Genomic DNA, 16,243 nt, shown 5'->3' on the forward strand with positions numbered 1-16,243 from the left:
CTGCACAGCCGGTGGATGGAAAAGATGCAGGTCAGGGTGGTGTGATCGAAAAGAGCGAGGGCTTGTTCACAGGGCTGTCCACCGGCTCGTGCACAGGTTTCGCCGAGTTCTCCACAGCATCGGGGCCGTCGTCCACATGGCCTGTGGATAACCAGATTGGCTGACGGTGCAGACGGGCCTAACGTGGTCCGGCGCCCGCTCCGTCCGTCGGCCGGGGGAATCCCCGCAAAACCGACGCGGCACAACTGGAGTTGGGCCTCTCAATTGTCAGTGCCGTGCCGTAGAAATGAGGCACGGCGAGGTCCGCTCGGCGGACGGGAGGAGGTGGCTCGGTGAGCATTTCCGAGCCGTTGGACGACCCGTGGGCCGACAGCGGCCCCAGTGATCGTCCGCCTCGCCGCCGGGCCGAGGGGGGCCGGGCAGAGGGCGGCGGCCGGGAGCGCGACGAACAGCATGACCGGGGCCGGGAGAGCGGCGCCTGGGAGGGCGCGGCGGCCTTCGAGCGGGTCCCCCCGCAGGACCTCGACGCCGAGCAGTCCGTCCTCGGCGGCATGCTCCTGTCCAAGGACGCCATCGCCGACGTCGTAGAGATCCTCAAGGGCCACGACTTCTACAAGCCGGCCCACGAGACGATCTACCAGGCGATCCTCGACATCTACGCCAAGGGCGAACCCGCCGACCCCATCACGATCGCCGCCGAGCTGACCAAGCGCGGCGAGATCAACAAGGTGGGCGGCGCCTCCTATCTGCACACACTCGTGCAGACGGTGCCGACGGCCGCCAACGCCGAGTACTACGCCGAGATCGTCCATGAGCGCGCCGTGCTGCGCCGGCTGGTCGAGGCGGGCACGCGCATCACGCAGATGGGATACGCGGGCGACGACGACGTCGACGAGATCGTCAACCGCGCCCAGGCCGAGATCTACGCGGTCACCGAGCAGCGCACCAGCGAGGACTACCTCCCGCTCGGCGACATCATGGAGGGCGCGCTCGACGAGATCGAGGCGATCGGCTCGCGCAGCGGCGAGATGACCGGCGTCCCGACCGGCTTCACCGACCTCGACGCGCTCACCAACGGGCTGCACCCCGGCCAGATGATCGTCATCGCCGCCCGTCCCGCCATGGGCAAGTCGACGCTCGCGCTGGACTTCGCGCGCGCGGCGTCGATCAAGAACAACCTCCCCAGCGTCATCTTCTCGCTCGAAATGGGGCGCAACGAGATCGCGATGCGTCTGCTGTCCGCCGAGGCGCGGGTCGCGCTGCACCACATGCGCTCGGGCACCATGACCGACGAGGACTGGACGCGCCTCGCGCGCCGGATGCCGGAGGTCTCGGCGGCGCCGCTCTACATCGACGACTCGCCGAACCTGTCGATGATGGAGATCCGCGCGAAGTGCCGCCGGCTGAAGCAGCGCAACGACATCAAGCTCGTCATCATCGACTACCTCCAGCTGATGCAGTCCGGCGGCAAGCGCTCCGAGAGCCGTCAGCAGGAGGTCTCCGACATGTCCCGTAACCTCAAGCTCCTCGCCAAGGAGCTGGAGGTCCCGGTCATCGCGCTCTCCCAGCTGAACCGAGGCCCCGAGCAGCGCACCGACAAGAAGCCCATGGTCTCCGACCTGCGTGAGTCCGGCTCCATCGAGCAGGACGCCGACATGGTCATCCTGCTGCACCGCGAGGACGCCTACGAGAAGGAGTCCCCCCGCGCGGGCGAGGCCGACATCATCGTCGGCAAGCACCGAAACGGCCCGACGGCCACGATCACGGTCGCCTTCCAGGGCCACTACTCCCGCTTCGTGGACATGGCCCAGACCTGATCGGCGCTTGTAGGGTCTCAAATTTCGTGTCGGAATCTCACGGTCGATGTCGGATTGAAGTCGGATCCGACACCGAGCTGAGATTCGCAGGTCGCTGCTGTACCTCGTTCGAGTGAAAGCGTTGCTGGTGTGCTCCCGTCGGCGTGTTGGACGGGAGCATCGTGCTGCCGAGGGCAACTCCAACTCGGGAGTGGGGATGGAAGCGACGGTCAGCTTTCGTGGGCACGGTGGCGGGGTTGAAGAGCGTTCCTGGGCGTCTGTGGCGACGGCGTCGCTGCAGACGGCTCATCCGTGGCGGACGTTCCGCTGGTACAGGGACCAGAAACACTACTCGGGTACCTACTGGTCGGCGACGATGCGCGACCACGTGATCTACGAGTCACGACTTGAGCTGTCGCGTTTGCTCTTCGCCGATTTTGATCCGTCCGTACGCGCCATCGTGGCCCAGCCCTTCCTGCTGCAGACGGTGCTGGAGGGGAAGGTGCGTCGGCACATCCCGGACTATCTCCTGCTCACCGGGCAGGTGCCGGTGGTTGTCGACGTCAAGCCGCTGCACCGATTGTCCAAGCCGGAGGTGGCGTTCACCTTCGGCTGGACCCGGCGGGTGGTGGAATCGCGGGGATGGAAGTACGAGGTCTGGAGTGAGCCTCCGGCCACGGAGCTGGAGAACATTCGGTTCCTGGCGGGTTACCGCAGGGATTGGCTGTTCGGCTCCGAGATTCTGGAAGAGCTGCGGGATGCGGATCTCAACGGGGTTCTTCTGGGGCAGGCCGTGGGATCTCTGCCGGAGCATCCAGAACCTCGAGTCCGTGCTGCGATCCACCACTTGCTCTGGAAGCAAGTCTTCTTAACCGATCTGGACCGGCCGCTCGGCCCTTCGCACGCACTGAGGAGGGCAGCGTGAGTAGGGCGGCCGCTCGCGTCGGAGTTGGTACGCGCTTCCGCTATGACGGGGAATCCGTCGAAGTAGTGGAGATGGCTGCGACCACAGCGGGCAACGAAGTGGTCTTGAAGGATGGTCATGGGCGGCTTCTGCGGCTGTCGCTCAAGGAACTGCTGTTCTCTGACCGTGGTGCCGTCAGTCCTGATGGCCCGGGACCGTCCGCGGATGACGAAGGCGAGATCGCCTCCGTGGTCCTCGGACAGCTCGATACGGAGGAGAAACAGAAGGTCCTGGAGCGAGCTGGGCATGTCCGCGAGGTGCTGACCGGCTATCGCTCCGGCAGCAGGGAGTTGGCGGCTGACGACGAGCCGAGGGCCAGCTACGACACGGCAGTGCCGATGGAGGCGAGGAAGGCAGCCAAGGCGGCGGAACTTGGCGTGACGGCCCGCACCATTGAGCGCTGGGTCGCTGGATTTCTCCAGCATGGCGAGGCCGGGCTTGCGCCAAGGAGGACGCGGTCGGACTGGTCGCAGACCTCGGTCGATGACCGGTGGGTGGAGACCGCAGTGGAGGTGATGGTCGAGCACACCGACCAGTCGCGGCCGTCGCGGACGATGGTGATCGAGCGGACCCGGGCCCGGGTGATCGCGCGGTTCGGCGAGGGGGTGGTGGCGCAGCCGAGTCGAGCGACGGCGTTTCGGCTGTTGGAGGAGCTGGAGCGACGACATCCGCTGTTCCGGCTGAGTACCTACTGATGGACTCCACCCGCCTGGATGTCTTCGCGTTCGACCCGCTGACGCTCAAGTGGGTTCAGGCCGAGTTGAGTGTCGGGATGGATTGGTACACCCGCTGCATCACCGGGATCCGGCTGACGCCGGTCTCGACGAAGGCGGTGGATGTCAGCGCGGTGCTCTTCCAGTCGTTCCGGCCGAGGCCGGCGGGGCGGGACTGGCCGCGGCACGCGGTCTGGCCCGAGCACGGCATCCCTCGCACCGTCCTGGTTGACGTCGAGGGCGCCACCGGGCCTGGCCTGGCCTCGCCTCCTCTGGTCCCCGAGACGCTGGTCGTCGACCACGGCAAGGTCTACGTCTCGGAGCATCTGACCAGCGTCTGCCGCCGGATGGGCATCTCCATCCAGCCGGCGAGGCTGCGGACGGGCCGGGACAAGGGGCCGGTTGAGCGCTATTTCCGGACCCTGAGGGAGGGGCTGCTACAGGTGCTGCCTGGCTACAAGGGGCCCGACATCCACTCGCGGGGCGAGAACCCGGAGGACGACGCGTTCTTCTTCCTCGACGAGCTTGAGGCAATCATCCGGGAGTGGACCGCGTCGGTCTATCACTGCAGACAGCACTCCAGCCTGGTCGATCCGGGCCTGCCGGGGCTGCGCATGTCTCCAGCGAAGATGTTCGAGCACGGCATGGCGCGAGCGGGCTACATCGAAGCTCCCCGGGACCTGAACCTCGCCTACGAGTTCCTGAAGACCGAGTGGCGCACGATCCAGCACTACGGTGTCGAGATTGGCCGTCGCCGCTACAGCGGCTCCGGTCTGAAGGGCCTGAGTGGTATCCGGAGTCCGTACGATGGCCCGGTCAAGAATGGCTGGCCGTTCCAGGTGGACCCCGACGACATCACACGGATCTACTTCCGTGATCCGGCCACCCGGGCCTGGCACACGCTGGTCTGGGAGCACGCACCGTCGGCCGAAATGCCACTGAGCGAGGACGCGTTGGCATTCGCCCGGCAGCTGGCTGCCTCGAAGTATCGCTTTCCCGACGACCGGCTCGCCGTCGCCGACTTGCTTCAGCGGTGGAACCTCGGGCTGGGCACCACGATTGCCGAGCGGCGCATGGCCCTGCGGCTCTCGCGCGAGCAAGCCGCCATCGAACTTCCGGAGAGCGAGGCGGAGACGGTCGTCTCGCTTCCGTCTGTACGCAAGGCCCTTGGCCAGGACGCGGAGACCGCGCAACCGCGGGAGCCCGACGTGGTGACGGAGACAGGGGATGACGACGAGGCCGATCTGGAGGACCTCGCCGAGGACGACTTCTACGCCGATGCTCTGGAGGACGTGTGAGCGAGGAACGTATTCCGGAGCCGGACAATCTCGCCCTGTCGCGGAAGGAGGACTTCAAGGCGTTCGCCGAGAGCCCTCGCCGCAGCCGGCCCGATCTGCTGACCCGCAAGCAGCTGAAGTCTCTGGACACGCAGGCGCGGGCGGACTACGACCGTCGGCGCCGGAAGTGGCACGCGAACATCGGACCGGTCAAGACACCACAACTGGCAGAGCTCCACGAGGACTTGTGGGACATCGTCGACAGCAACGAGCAGGACGGTGACAAGGCCAAGGGGGCGGTGGCCGTCGACGCGTTCCCTGGGCTGGGTAAGACGACTTCGGTGCTTGCCTTCGCCCGCGACTTCCACCAGCGGGAGATCGAGGAGTCGGGCCCGTTCACCAGCCAGGGGCACGAGCGGATCCCTGTCTGCCGGGTTGGACTGACCGGGAACACCGGGATGAAGGATCTCAACCGGGCCATGCTGGAGTTCTTCGGCCACCCCGGACAGGGGCGTGGCACCACCGCCCAGTTCGGACGGCGAGTGCTGGACTGTGTGTTGTCCTGCGATGTCCGACTAGTGGTTCTGGACGATCTGCACTTTCTGAAATGGGGACAGAAGAGTGGCATCGAGGTGAGCAATCATCTGAAGTGGATCGCCAACGAGTTCCCGGTGACGTTGCTGATGGTGGGGGTCGAACTCGCGGAGAAGGGCTTGTTCGGCGAGGGGACGAACGGTCGGGACACCGCTCTGGCCCAGACCGGCCGCCGCACCACCCGCCTGGGACTGCGTCCGTTCACCATCGACGCGGAAGCCGGGCGCCGGGAATGGCGCCAGATGCTGCTGGCTCTCGAACAGCGCCTCGTGCTCACCGACAAGCACCCCGGCATGCTCGCGGATGGCCTGTCGAACTACCTCTTTGCCCGCAGCACCGGACACATCGGTTCGCTGATGACACTGATCAACCGCGGCTGCCAGCGGGCGGTTCATACCGGCGCTGAACGGCTGGACCAGGAGTTGATGGACCGGGTGAAGAACGATGAGGCGTCCGAGGCGGCCCGCCTCGAACTTCAGGCCGCGCTGGAGAAGAAGCGGCTGACCAGCCGTCCGCGGTCCCGGGGCCGACGAGCCGCATGAGACCGTCGGCCCGCACCCTGCCGATCCGCCTGCCTCCACTGCCTGGCGAGGCCCTGGACTCGTGGCTGGAGGCGACGGCCCGGCGGATGGACACCACGCTCGGTGATGTCATGCTGCACTTCGGGTTCCCGGTCCGGCAGCGGGCCGGAAACCAGTTCCGGGGCATCCTGGCGGATTGGACGATCTTCCTCGACGAGCAGTTGACCGCTGCTGTCGCGCACGCCACCGGCACGGCCCCGGAGGCGGTCACTGCCCTGACCCTGGCGCACTACGACGGACGGGCCTTGCAGATTAGTGCCGGAGGGCGGACCGTGTCGCGGCATGTCCTTTGGGGACGCGGACGGGGATCCCGGTTCTGCCCGGACTGCCTCCACTCCAGCGGTGGACGCTGGCGGTTGTCCTGGAGGCTCGGCTTTTCTTTTGCCTGCACCCGGCACCGCCGCCTGCTGGCGGACCGCTGCCCGCACTGCGGGCAGCGGTCCGCGGCAGCGGCCCCGTTCAGGCCGGTCCGTCCCCCGACCTGAACTCTGCGGCAATCCACCGATCCGCCCCGGCGGTCCGGTCACGGCTGGCTGCGGCGCCGATCTGACCCGTGCTTCGACGCTTCTCCTGCCTCTTGGCCATCCGGTTCTCATGGCGCAGGACCGGGTGATGGAGATCATCGACAGGCCGACGGCGGCCTTCAGCCCCTACCGGGCCGTTCCCCAGCCGACACCGGCAGTGCTGGCCGACATCCGGGCCTTGGGTATCCGCGTCCTGAGCGACCTTCCTGCTGCTGTCCTGCGTGAACAGATACCGGTCGACATCGCAGAAGCACACCTCGCCACCGATCCGTTCGTCCCGCGCACCGAACAGGCGGTGGACCGCCCGGGGTTCATGGCCCCGCCGCGAGCGGCAGATGCCGCGGTCGCGGTCACCATGGCCCTGGGCATCCTGGAACGGCCAGGAGTCCATCCGGCTGGCGAGGCCCTGTGCGGTCTGCTGGAAGCAGTACGCGAGGAGCTCATGCAGATCTCGGTGACCAGCATCGACGACTGGGGCCGCGGCATCAGCCCGGTGCTGCAGTCCGTGCACCTGGCCGCCCTCGCCCCTTCCCTCCGTCCCAGCGAGTACATCCGCTACCGCACCACGAACGAGACTCCTCGCCGGCCGACAAGGACCACCCAGGACATCGAGCAGAGAGCCAGGAAGATCCCCACGATGTTCTGGCCATCCTGGACTGTCCGGCTCACACCGCTCGAAGGAATCCATGCACGGGCCCTGGCCCCCGTCCTCGCAGCACTGCTGCTGATCCCCGACAGCCGCACTTCCCTGGACCAGGCCGCCAGGCTGGCTGGTGACGTCGTCGATGGCATCGAGATCTCATGCCTCCTCCAGGAACTCGACGACCTTCCACAATGGCCGGACATCGTCACCGCCCTGGACCGGCTCGCCGACCACATCGACACCGGCGGCACTCCCATCGACTACGGCCGGCGCCGACTCCTGGACTACACCGGCCTGCTTCCCCACGGCCGCTGGCTGGAGATCTGCCGCCGCACCGGAACCCCGCCAGGGACCGGACGACGCGAACGCATCGCCCGCAGCCAGCTCTTCCGGCGTCTCAGCGGCTTGCCTGCCGAGTCCGTCCCCGACGACCTGGGCGGGCTCGACAGTGCAGAGTTCCGGGCGACGTCTTTGCGGTTCAGTGCGCTTCAGACCCCCGAACTCGCAAACGCCCTTCAGCAGGAAGCCCTCGGTTTTCTTGCCTCTCACCACATTCACGACGAGCCTGTGATCTGGGAGCCTCCAACCACTCTGCTGGGCGGGCTCTCGCTTCCCGGACCTGACCCAGCGCACATCGACGTGCCCCGCCTGCACCGGCTCGTCCGAGAACGCCAGCACCCCGTTCAGCACGCCGCCCAGGTCCTGGGCACGACCGTTGAGGCCATCCGGCATGTTCTCGCGGAACACCCAGCCCCCGCACCCCCGCCGACGAAGAACACCGCCAGAGCCACCGGCCGTATCCGGCACCAGGCCCGGCAAGTTATCCCGGCAGAGCGCTTCATCCAGCTGTACCTCGACGAACACCGCTCTCTCCAGCAGATCGCCGCCCTCACTGGCTTCTCCCGCAAGGTGCTGACCGAACTTGCCCGCGAGTACGGCATCCAGCTCCGCGAAAGTCCCCAGAACTACAAGCCTCGCGGAACCATCGACCGCGACTGGCTCATCGAGCAGTACGTCCACCGTCGCCGGACCCTTGCAGACCTCGCATGTGAGAAGGGCATGAGTACCGCAAACATGGCGCGCTGGGCTAAGACCCACAACATCCCGCTGCGATCACGCGGAGGAGCCAGCCACAGCCAGGCACTTCGAGCTGCCGAGCAGACCAGCAGAGCGCCGCGCATCCTCCGGCCGGCACTCACCGGTCAGGGGGCCAGAGAACGCCTGAACCGATTCGCGGCCGCATCCGCCTACCCTAGTCTCGGCGCGGCGGCCAGCGGTCTGGGGCTCAACACATTCGTCCTCGTCGCGCAGATCAACCGGATCGAACGAGAGCTTGGCGGATTGCTGTTGGTTAGAGCCGAACGCGGTCGGCCCATGAAGCTGACCCCCTTGGGGAGGAACGTGCTCAGGGCTGTTCGCCGAGCTGGTACGCAGCCGTGAGAGCTGAGGCTCGCTCCGGGGTGACATGACTGTCTCGGGATCAGCGAGTGCGCCCTGTCGGAGACCGGAATCCGTATTTCTTCGCGGCCCGCTGTGCGCGTACTCGCTGCCCCTTCATCTGCATCTGCGCAAACTGCTCACTCACTCCGTATGCAGCGGCGACGCGCGCGTTGTCCCAACCGTCGAACGCCATGCGCTCCGCCGCAGCGAGCGGAATCAGCAGCTCGCCAGCCATGAACGTTGCCTGCTTCTCCTGCTCCTCATTGAACTGGCGCTTGTGGTCCTCGCCGAAGATCACGTTGTCGAAGGGGTGTTCCAGTAGGTGGTGGCCGAGTTCGTGCGCGATGTTCGACCTGCGCCGGGCTAGGGCGTGCGACTCATTCTCGATGATGATCCGTGCCGTTCCCAGGGGCACCAGCGCGGCCGACCACGCGGACGAGTCCACCGTCGTGAAGTGGTTGAGGACCTCATCATCGATGCCAAACTCGACCAGACTGCCGAGCGTATATACGTCGATGCCGTGTTCCTCGGCGAGCGCGTACGGGTCGAACGGGGCGTTGGTTCTCAAGCCGAGGGCAGCTCGCTCCTCCTGGGCCACCTCTCGCATGAGGGCCTGCGTCCAGCGCACCTCAATTGCTCCGAGAGCCACGTTCCGTGCGGAACCGCCGTGCGGCCGCTCCGATAACCTCCTGGAGGTAGTCCACGTCACCTTCGGAGAGGTCCCGGCGAGCCCGGAGCAGCGGAACAAGGGACGCCACGAGCTCCGGCTCCTCTGAATGTGTCTCTGCGCCGGGAACCACATAGAACGCTTCTGCCGGCATACGCAGCCAAGTCGTCATCGCCGCGAACGCCGTGACATCGGGCTTCAGCCCGTTGGCCATGCGCGAGATGGTGGATGCGCTTACCCCAATCTCCTTCGCCAGCTGTCGGCCGGATAGATCCCTTTCCAGGCGGGCCGCCTCCAAGGCCGCGTGCAAGGCCTTGACGTCCACGCTCGGACTGTCACTCATCGCTGCCCCCGACTTCTCATAGTGCTCGACATGTCGATCACCTCTGCTACAGTGTAGCTGCTCGAAACTTCGAGCAGCGATTGACATTCGGCGTGGGTGTCGGTCGGCCTGTTCCCACGCCGTAGGAGTACCCAATGACGCAGGACAACCACGGGCCCCGCCCCGTCACGATCATCGTCAACACCCGATCGCACCCCTGGACCTCAAAGGACATCTCCTTCGAGCAGGTGGTTGAGCTCGCCTACCCCGGCCAGCCCGGGACGGGCGAGGACACCATCACGGTCCGGTACAGCCGCGGCCACGACGGTCACGGGTCGGGGAGCCTGACGGCTGGCCACAGCGTGCGGGTGAAGGAGGGGATGGTCTTCGATGTCTACCGCACCTCTCGTTCGTGATCCCGATCTGTCCCGCCTGCTCGATGAAGGGTTCGACGTCGTCGTGCAGGCGGGGCACCTGCTCGTTCGGCACATCCCCTATGTCACCGAGGCGAGGATGATCGAGTACGGCTTCCTCGCCTATCCGGTGACTGTCAGCGGAGACCGCGTCGTATCCGACACCGACCACCGCATCTGGTTCGGAGGCTCGACCCCTTGCGACGAGCACGGCCGGAAACTGACGATGGCCAATCCCGAATCCCGTGCGGTCGCCGAGGGACTGCAGGCGAGCTTTATGCTCTCCAGCAAGCCGAGCCCGAACGGGTACCCCGACCACTACTCCAAGGTCACGGCCTATGTACGTATGGTCGCCGACCAGGCACAGGCGATCGACAGCTCGGTGACACCCACTCCCGGTGCAGCCTGGCAGGAGATCGACGACGACACGCCGTTCGTCTACCGGGACACGGCCACGTCGCGAGCTGGCCTCGCCGCCGTCAACCAGCGGTACCGGGGCCACCGGATCGTGATCGTCGGCCTCGGTGGGACCGGAAGCTACATCCTCGATCAGATTTCCAAGACCGAGGTCGACTCGATCCTGGTTGTCGACGGTGACACCTTCGACAACCACAACGCCTTCCGAGCACCAGGCGCGGCTACCCTCGACACGTTGCGCGACCGTCCCAACAAGGCGGCGTACTTCGCGGCGGTCTATTCGAACATGCACCGCGGTATCACCGCGTGCGAGGAGTACCTGGACGAGGACAACCTCGAAGTCCTCCAAGGGGCGACGTTCGTCTTCCTCGCATCGGACGACGCTGCAGGCAAGCCCGTCATCATGGACTGGTTGGAGGCCCACGACGTGCCGTTCATCGACGTCGGACTGGGCATCGACGAGACCGATGGCCGACTCGGCGGTCTGCTGCGGGTCACGGCAAGTCTGCCGGGACGCCGCGAGCAGGCCCGCCGCAGGATTCCGATCCCAGCACCTGAACGAGACGACTACGGGCGCAATATCCAGACCGCTGACCTGAACGCGCTCAACGCGATGCTCGCGGTCATCCGCTGGAAGCGCTACGTCGGCACCTACGCAGATGCGACGGGAGAGGGCTTCGCCACCTACTCGTTGATCACGAACGAGATCTCCAACGAGGACCTGACGTGACCGCAGTCGGCTTCCTCCGGCCGGAGTTCGTCGAGAGCTTTCCAGTTGCTATGGAGCAGGGGGTGCTGTACGTCTCGATCGTTTACAGCACCTGCGGCCATCTGTGCTGCTGCGGCTGCGGACAGGAGGTGATCACGCCGTTGTCGCCGGCGCAGTGGGCGTTCACCTACGACGGCGAGAACGTCTCCCTGACCCCTTCGGTCGGCAACTGGGCTTTGTCGTGTCAGTCGCACTACTGGATCCGCAAGGGCAAGGTGCAGTGGAGCCGCCGGTACTCGCCTGACGAGGTCGCCGAGAACCGTGAACGCGATCGGCACAAGCTCGCGCAGCAAGCTAGCGAAACCATGGGCGGTCGGTTTGCCGGGATGCGTCGGAGGTTGGGCGCATGGCGTTGGTGACGAGATCCCCAGCAGATGCTGTCGGGGATCTCGTTCGTGTGGAGGGGACTGGCCAGCAGCCCAACCGCTCGACCTTCAACGGTGCCCTATAGCAAGGGACAACCCGACGTTCCGCCTATCGCTGCTGAAGCCACCAGATGGCCCCGCCGACGATGGCGCTGCCGGCGGCACCGGCGATTCCACGAACGAAGCTGTGTCCCGCAGTGCGTGCGAGCCGTCGCCAGCCGCGTTGCTGCGGCCGTCGGCGAGTGACTCGACCAGCCTCTCCGGCGGCAGGTGAGGTGCGGATCCTGGGCTTCTGAAGCCGGCTCGACGGGACCTGATCGAGGGCCGTAGGCTCGGGTACGGAACTGATGGCTTTCTCCACTTCATGACTGCGTGCGTGGAAGCTGTCCGGGCTACGCGATGAGCGGCCCCCCGTTGGCGCGGGGGGCCGCTGCCGTTTCGCCTCCTGTGCATGCGGATGGTCAGGACTACGCGTGACGGCAAAACCTGTTGGCGCAGGGGCTACGCCCGGCAGGAGATGCGAAGAGGTCCGCAACTCCTGTCGAATGGAGCCACTTTGCCGTCGTTGGAAAGCCTACGCAGGGGGCTGACAGCTCCAGTAGTGTCGAGAGATGTCGCGAGACATCGCTAACAGGATGCACAGTCGACACTGAGAGACAGGTCACATGCCCGCGCATTGGAGCCCCGTCGATCCGACCGTCGGGGAGGTTGAGTCGTTCGCCGCTGACCTGCGAGAACTTGGCGAGGGTAAGACGTCTGTCTCGTATATCGCGGACGCGGAGCCCGGGGTTTCCAGGGCAGCCCTCTACGCAGCCCTGTCCGGGAGGCGGCTCCCCAAGAGGAAGACGATCGCGACCCTCCTGCGCTGGTGGATACCTGCACTACCAGTGCGCGCTGAGCCCGGTGAGTGGGAGTGGGACTGGGTTTATGGCCTCAGGGACAAGGAGGCGGCAGAGGTTGCGACCCGGTGGATGGAGCGCCACAGGGCTCTTTCCGAGAAACGGCGGGAATGGCTAACTCAACGTAGAGAGCCTGTGGCAATCGATGAACCCCCGGAGCAGCGCCGCTTCATCGAGAAGCTGCGCAAGGCCTTGGAGGCGCATGACCTCATCGAGGGGATCATGAGATGGGACGAGGATTACGAGCGTTGGGTCACCGCCGTGAGTGGTCACAGTATCCAGCGGTATCTCGCAGGCACAGTCATTCCGGAGGACGACACCATCAGCTCGCTCCTGGCCCTAGTTTCTGAGGAAGAACAGGCAGCCGAGCTTCTTCTTGAGCTTGTGCGTCTGGCGCAGGAGGCCCGCAGAGCCCGAGTGCGCAGCCGACGTCTGGCCAGGGCAGCCGACTCCTCCAAGCAGCTCTAACCACACCTCGGCTCTGAGGAATTCGCCGTCGCCGTGAGACTGATCATGTCGGTCACGCGGTGAGACTGGCCGTAGAGCGGCAGGTCAGCGTGCTGCCCTATGACACGAGGCGCGAGACCCTACAGCCGCCGCTCAGCGCCTCGTCTCGTACCTCGTCAGGACCACGCCGCCGGGGAACGTCCGCGTCTCCACCAGGTTCAGGTTCACCCAGCTGTCCAGCGCGGTGAAGAACGGTGTGCCGCCGCCGACCAGGACCGGATGGGTGGCGATCGCGTACTCGTCGATCAGCCCGGCGCGCAGGGCCGCCGCGGCGAGCGTCGCGCCGCCGATGTCCATCGGGGCGCCGTCCTCGGCCTTGAGCCGGGTGATCTCGGCGATCGCGTCGCCGGTGACCAGGCGGGCGTTCCAGTCGACTTTGTCGATCGTCGAGGAGAACACGACCTTCGGGGTGTCCCGCCAGTTCCGCGCGAACTCGATCTCCGCCGGGGTGGCGCCCGGCTGCTGGTCGCCGGTCGGCCAGTAGGAGCTCATCGTCTGCCACAGCTTGCGCCCGTACAGCGACAGGCCGCTCGCCCGCTCGTGGTCGAGCCACCACTGGAACAGTTCGTCGCTCGGCGGTCCGCTCCAGCCGATGTCGTCGCCGGGCGCGGCGATGTAGCCGTCCAGGGTCAGGTTCATGCCGTAGATCAGTTTCCGCATGGCCCAGCCTTCCGTCCGCGGGTGTCCGGTGTATGGACCAGCGTGGCGCGGGAAACTCATCGGTGCGCGGTCCGGGCTCAGGGCCGGCCGACTCGGACAAGCCGCCGGATCTCGGCCCCGCCCTCGTGAAATGCGTTCGACGGCGGGCCGGTCGACCGGTGGACTAGGGCTATGACGACACCTCAGGAAGAGCTGCTTCCCGCCACCCGCCGGGCCTTGCTGCATCGGATCGCCGTCGCGCAGACGGAAGGGCGGGCGCCGTCGCTCGTGACGGCTGTCGCCCGGGGCGGGCGGATCGTGTGGGAGGGGGCGCGCTCCTCGGTGGCCGGGCACGAGCCCGACGGGGACGTGCAGTACCGGATCGGGTCGATCACGAAGACGTTCACGGCCGTGCTGGTGCTGCGGCTGCGCGACGAGGGCCTGATCGACCTCGGGGACCCGCTGGAGAAGCATCTGCCGGGCACCGGCGTGGGGGAGGTGACGGTCGCTCAACTGCTCGCGCACACCGCAGGGCTGGCGGCCGAGTCGCCCGCACCCTGGTGGGAGCGGACACCGGGGACGCTGCGCCCGGAGCTGGCCGACGTGCTGGGCGAACGGCCCCTGCTGCACCCCGCCGGGCGACGGCACCACTACTCCAACCCCGGCTACACCCTGCTGGGCGCGCTCGTCGAGGAGGTGCGGGGCGCCGCGTGGGAGGACGTACTTCGGCGTGAAGTGCTCGAACCCCTGGGCCTGACCAGGACAGACGTACGGCCCAGCGACCCCGCGGCGGGCGGCTGGGCGGTGCATCCGTGGGCCGACGCACTGCTCCCGGAGCCCGTGGAGGACCTCGGACGGATGGCGCCGGCCGGGCAGCTGTGGTCGACGACGAGGGACCTGGCGCGGTTCGCCGTCTTCCTCGTCCAGGGCGACGACCGGGTGCTGAGCGCCGAGACGCTGCGCGAGATGCGCCGGCCCGCCGCGCCGGCCGAGGCCGCGGACGTCGCCGACGGGGACTCCTACGGGCTCGGCCTCCAGGTGCTGCACCGCGACGGACGGCTGCTCGTGGGCCACACCGGCTCCCTGCCCGGGTTCCTCGCGAGCCTCGTCATCAGCGTCGCGGACGACGTCGCGGCCGTCGCCCTCGCCAACTGCACCTCCGGGCCGCTCCTGGGCTCCCTGGGCGCCGATCTCGTCCGCATCGTCGCGGAGGCCGAACCCCGGGTCCCCGAGCCCTGGAAGCCGCTGCGGGACGTCGATCCGGCCGTCCTGGAGCTCGTCGGCCAGTGGTACTGGGGCACCAACGGCTTCGCGCTGCGCTGGAGCGCCGACGGGCTGCTCTCCCTGGAGCCGCTCGCCCGGCAGGGCCGCGGCTCCCGCCTCAAGCCGAACGGCGACGGCACCTGGACCGGCCTGGAGGGCTACTTCGCCGGAGAACTCCTGCGCCCGGTACGCCGCCCCGACAGCACTCTGAGCCACCTGGACCTCGGCTCGTTCGTCTTCACCCGCCAGCCGTACGACGACCCGGACACCGTGCCCGGCGGGGTCGACCCCGAGGGATGGCGGGGGATCGGCTGAACAGGCAGGCCGGTTGAGCGACGGAGGCAAGCGCCGTCAAGAGATCACGTTTCACGTGAAACATCGCTGATCGGTTGAAATGCCATGGGTCGGTGTTTCACGTGAAACACCGACCGCCCCTCACAGCGCCAGCTTGAACCCCACATGCGACGCCACGAACCCCAGCCGCTCGTAGAACCGATGCGCGTCGGTCCGCGTGGCGTCCGAGGTCAGCTGGACCAACTGGCAGCCCGCACGCTGGGATTCCTCGACGGCCCACTCGATGAACCGCGTCCCGAGCCCTCGGCCGCGCTCACCGGCGTCGACCCGTACGGCCTCGACGATCGACCGGGTGCTGCCCTTGCGGGAGAGCCCGGGAATGATCGTGAGCTGGAGGGTGCCGACGACCTGACCCTCGCGGACGGCGACCACCAGCCGCTGGTTCGGGTCGGCGGCGATGCGCAGGAAGGCCGCGCGGTACGGGGTGAGGTCGTCCGGGGACTCGCGCCGGGCGCCCAGCGGATCGTCCGCGAGGAGGCCGACGATCGCGGGGAGGTCGTCGGCCTCGGCCGTCCGTATGGTCAGCCCGTCCGGGTCAAGATCTGCCATGGGCCGCAGCCTATGCGGCGGCGGGTGCCTTCAGGGACTTCACGGTCCGGACCAGCGGGGCCAGCTCAGGGTTCTCCGCCGCCGCGTCGAGGGCCTCGCGCAGTGCCCGGTCGTTGGTCGGGCGGGCCGCCGCCAGCAGTTCCAGACCGGCCGCGGTGACGTTCGTGTAGATGCCCCGGCGGTCGGTGGGGCAGAGGTAGCGCTCCAGGAGGCCGCGGTCCTCGAGGCGGGTCACCAGGCGGGTGGTCGCGCTCTGGCTGAGGACGACGGCGTCGGCGACCTGCTTCATCTGGAGGTGCCCCCCGTCGCCGTCGTGCTGGCGGCTGAGCACGTCCAGCAAGGAATACTCGCGCACGCTCAGGCCGTGGCCGGTCTGGAGGGCGCGCTCGATGTGGGTCTCGATCCTGCCGTGCAGCAGGGAAAGGGCGCACCAGCCCTGGGCGAGGGCGATGAGCGCGGGGTCCGTCGCTGTCATGGGCGGTCCTCCGTTCCGGAGCGGCTGGGACCCAGGATAGAGCAGCTCCGCGATAGTGGGCGCTTGCAGATA

At 67.3% G+C, this 16,243-nt stretch carries 17 protein-coding genes; 12 read left to right on the forward strand and 5 right to left on the reverse strand.

Annotation, left to right across the window (positions count from 1 at the left end; genetic code table 11):
* Nucleotides 1–332: 332 nt before the first annotated feature.
* The 7 genes from dnaB to ACYUD3_RS07640 all read left to right on the forward strand — a co-directional run bounded on the left by dnaB (nt 333) and on the right by ACYUD3_RS07640 (nt 8,532).
* Nucleotides 333–1,817: a replicative DNA helicase gene (dnaB, locus tag ACYUD3_RS07610; RefSeq protein WP_470965647.1), complete on the forward strand. Its 1,485-nt coding sequence runs from the start codon at nt 333–335 to the stop codon at nt 1,815–1,817.
* 196 nt (nt 1,818–2,013) lie between these two features.
* On the forward strand, nt 2,014–2,721 hold the full coding sequence (locus ACYUD3_RS07615; protein ID WP_470965650.1) for a TnsA-like heteromeric transposase endonuclease subunit: 708 nt from the start codon (nt 2,014–2,016) through the stop codon (nt 2,719–2,721).
* A gap of 71 nt (nt 2,722–2,792) precedes the next feature.
* The gene (locus ACYUD3_RS07620) at nt 2,793–3,455 is read left to right on the forward strand and encodes a helix-turn-helix domain-containing protein (RefSeq protein ID WP_470965654.1); all 663 of its coding nucleotides are present in this window, start codon (nt 2,793–2,795) and stop codon (nt 3,453–3,455) included.
* On the forward strand, nt 3,455–4,771 hold the full coding sequence (locus ACYUD3_RS07625) for a hypothetical protein (RefSeq protein WP_470965657.1): 1,317 nt from the start codon (nt 3,455–3,457) through the stop codon (nt 4,769–4,771). Before ACYUD3_RS07620 ends, ACYUD3_RS07625 begins: the two co-directional genes overlap by 1 nt.
* Entirely contained in the window at nt 4,768–5,886 is a 1,119-nt protein-coding gene (locus ACYUD3_RS07630) for an AAA family ATPase (RefSeq protein ID WP_470965660.1), read from the forward strand. The genes ACYUD3_RS07625 and ACYUD3_RS07630 overlap by 4 nt, the downstream gene beginning before the upstream one ends.
* Entirely contained in the window at nt 5,883–6,410 is a 528-nt protein-coding gene (locus tag ACYUD3_RS07635; RefSeq protein WP_470965663.1) for a TniQ family protein, read from the forward strand. The genes ACYUD3_RS07630 and ACYUD3_RS07635 overlap by 4 nt, the downstream gene beginning before the upstream one ends.
* Before the next feature lie 127 nt (nt 6,411–6,537).
* Nucleotides 6,538–8,532 (forward strand): TniQ family protein, encoded by a 1,995-nt coding sequence (locus ACYUD3_RS07640; protein ID WP_470965666.1) that lies wholly within the window; start codon nt 6,538–6,540, stop codon nt 8,530–8,532.
* A 40-nt stretch (nt 8,533–8,572) separates the two neighbouring features.
* Here the strand turns inward: ACYUD3_RS07640 and ACYUD3_RS07645 are convergent, their stop codons facing one another.
* Nucleotides 8,573–9,139: an ImmA/IrrE family metallo-endopeptidase gene (locus ACYUD3_RS07645; protein WP_470965669.1), complete on the reverse strand. Its 567-nt coding sequence runs from the start codon at nt 9,137–9,139 to the stop codon at nt 8,573–8,575.
* 22 nt (nt 9,140–9,161) lie between these two features.
* On the reverse strand, nt 9,162–9,524 hold the full coding sequence (locus ACYUD3_RS07650; protein ID WP_470965672.1) for a helix-turn-helix domain-containing protein: 363 nt from the start codon (nt 9,522–9,524) through the stop codon (nt 9,162–9,164).
* Between the two features lie 152 nt (nt 9,525–9,676).
* On the opposite strand from ACYUD3_RS07650, the gene ACYUD3_RS07655 reads away from it, so the two are divergent.
* The 4 genes from ACYUD3_RS07655 (at nt 9,677) to ACYUD3_RS07670 (ending at nt 12,852) form a co-directional block, all read left to right on the forward strand.
* Nucleotides 9,677–9,937: a multiubiquitin domain-containing protein gene (locus tag ACYUD3_RS07655; protein ID WP_470965675.1), complete on the forward strand. Its 261-nt coding sequence runs from the start codon at nt 9,677–9,679 to the stop codon at nt 9,935–9,937.
* Entirely contained in the window at nt 9,912–11,081 is a 1,170-nt protein-coding gene (locus tag ACYUD3_RS07660; RefSeq protein WP_470965678.1) for a ThiF family adenylyltransferase, read from the forward strand. The genes ACYUD3_RS07655 and ACYUD3_RS07660 overlap by 26 nt, the downstream gene beginning before the upstream one ends.
* On the forward strand, nt 11,078–11,479 hold the full coding sequence (locus tag ACYUD3_RS07665) for a ubiquitination-like system serine protease family protein (protein ID WP_470965681.1): 402 nt from the start codon (nt 11,078–11,080) through the stop codon (nt 11,477–11,479). Before ACYUD3_RS07660 ends, ACYUD3_RS07665 begins: the two co-directional genes overlap by 4 nt.
* Nucleotides 11,480–12,150: 671 nt before the next feature.
* Nucleotides 12,151–12,852, forward strand: coding sequence for a hypothetical protein (locus ACYUD3_RS07670; protein WP_470965684.1), 702 nt, complete (start codon nt 12,151–12,153; stop codon nt 12,850–12,852).
* Between the two features lie 132 nt (nt 12,853–12,984).
* Here ACYUD3_RS07670 and ACYUD3_RS07675 read toward each other — a convergent pair whose 3' ends face one another.
* Entirely contained in the window at nt 12,985–13,551 is a 567-nt protein-coding gene (locus ACYUD3_RS07675) for a dihydrofolate reductase family protein (protein ID WP_470965687.1), read from the reverse strand.
* Between the two features lie 171 nt (nt 13,552–13,722).
* On the opposite strand from ACYUD3_RS07675, the gene ACYUD3_RS07680 reads away from it, so the two are divergent.
* Nucleotides 13,723–15,108, forward strand: a complete 1,386-nt coding sequence (locus ACYUD3_RS07680) for a serine hydrolase domain-containing protein (RefSeq protein WP_470965690.1) — start codon at nt 13,723–13,725, stop codon at nt 15,106–15,108.
* Nucleotides 15,109–15,228: 120 nt separating this feature from the next.
* On the opposite strand, the gene ACYUD3_RS07685 is transcribed toward ACYUD3_RS07680, so the two are convergent.
* Nucleotides 15,229–15,696, reverse strand: a complete 468-nt coding sequence (locus ACYUD3_RS07685) for a GNAT family N-acetyltransferase (protein ID WP_470965693.1) — start codon at nt 15,694–15,696, stop codon at nt 15,229–15,231.
* A gap of 10 nt (nt 15,697–15,706) precedes the next feature.
* A complete protein-coding gene (locus tag ACYUD3_RS07690; RefSeq protein ID WP_470965696.1) occupies nt 15,707–16,171 on the reverse strand; it encodes a MarR family winged helix-turn-helix transcriptional regulator in 465 nt (154 codons plus the stop codon).
* Nucleotides 16,172–16,243: the final 72 nt, after the last annotated feature.

The organism is Streptomyces sp. AMJ-169 (assembly GCF_055597585.1).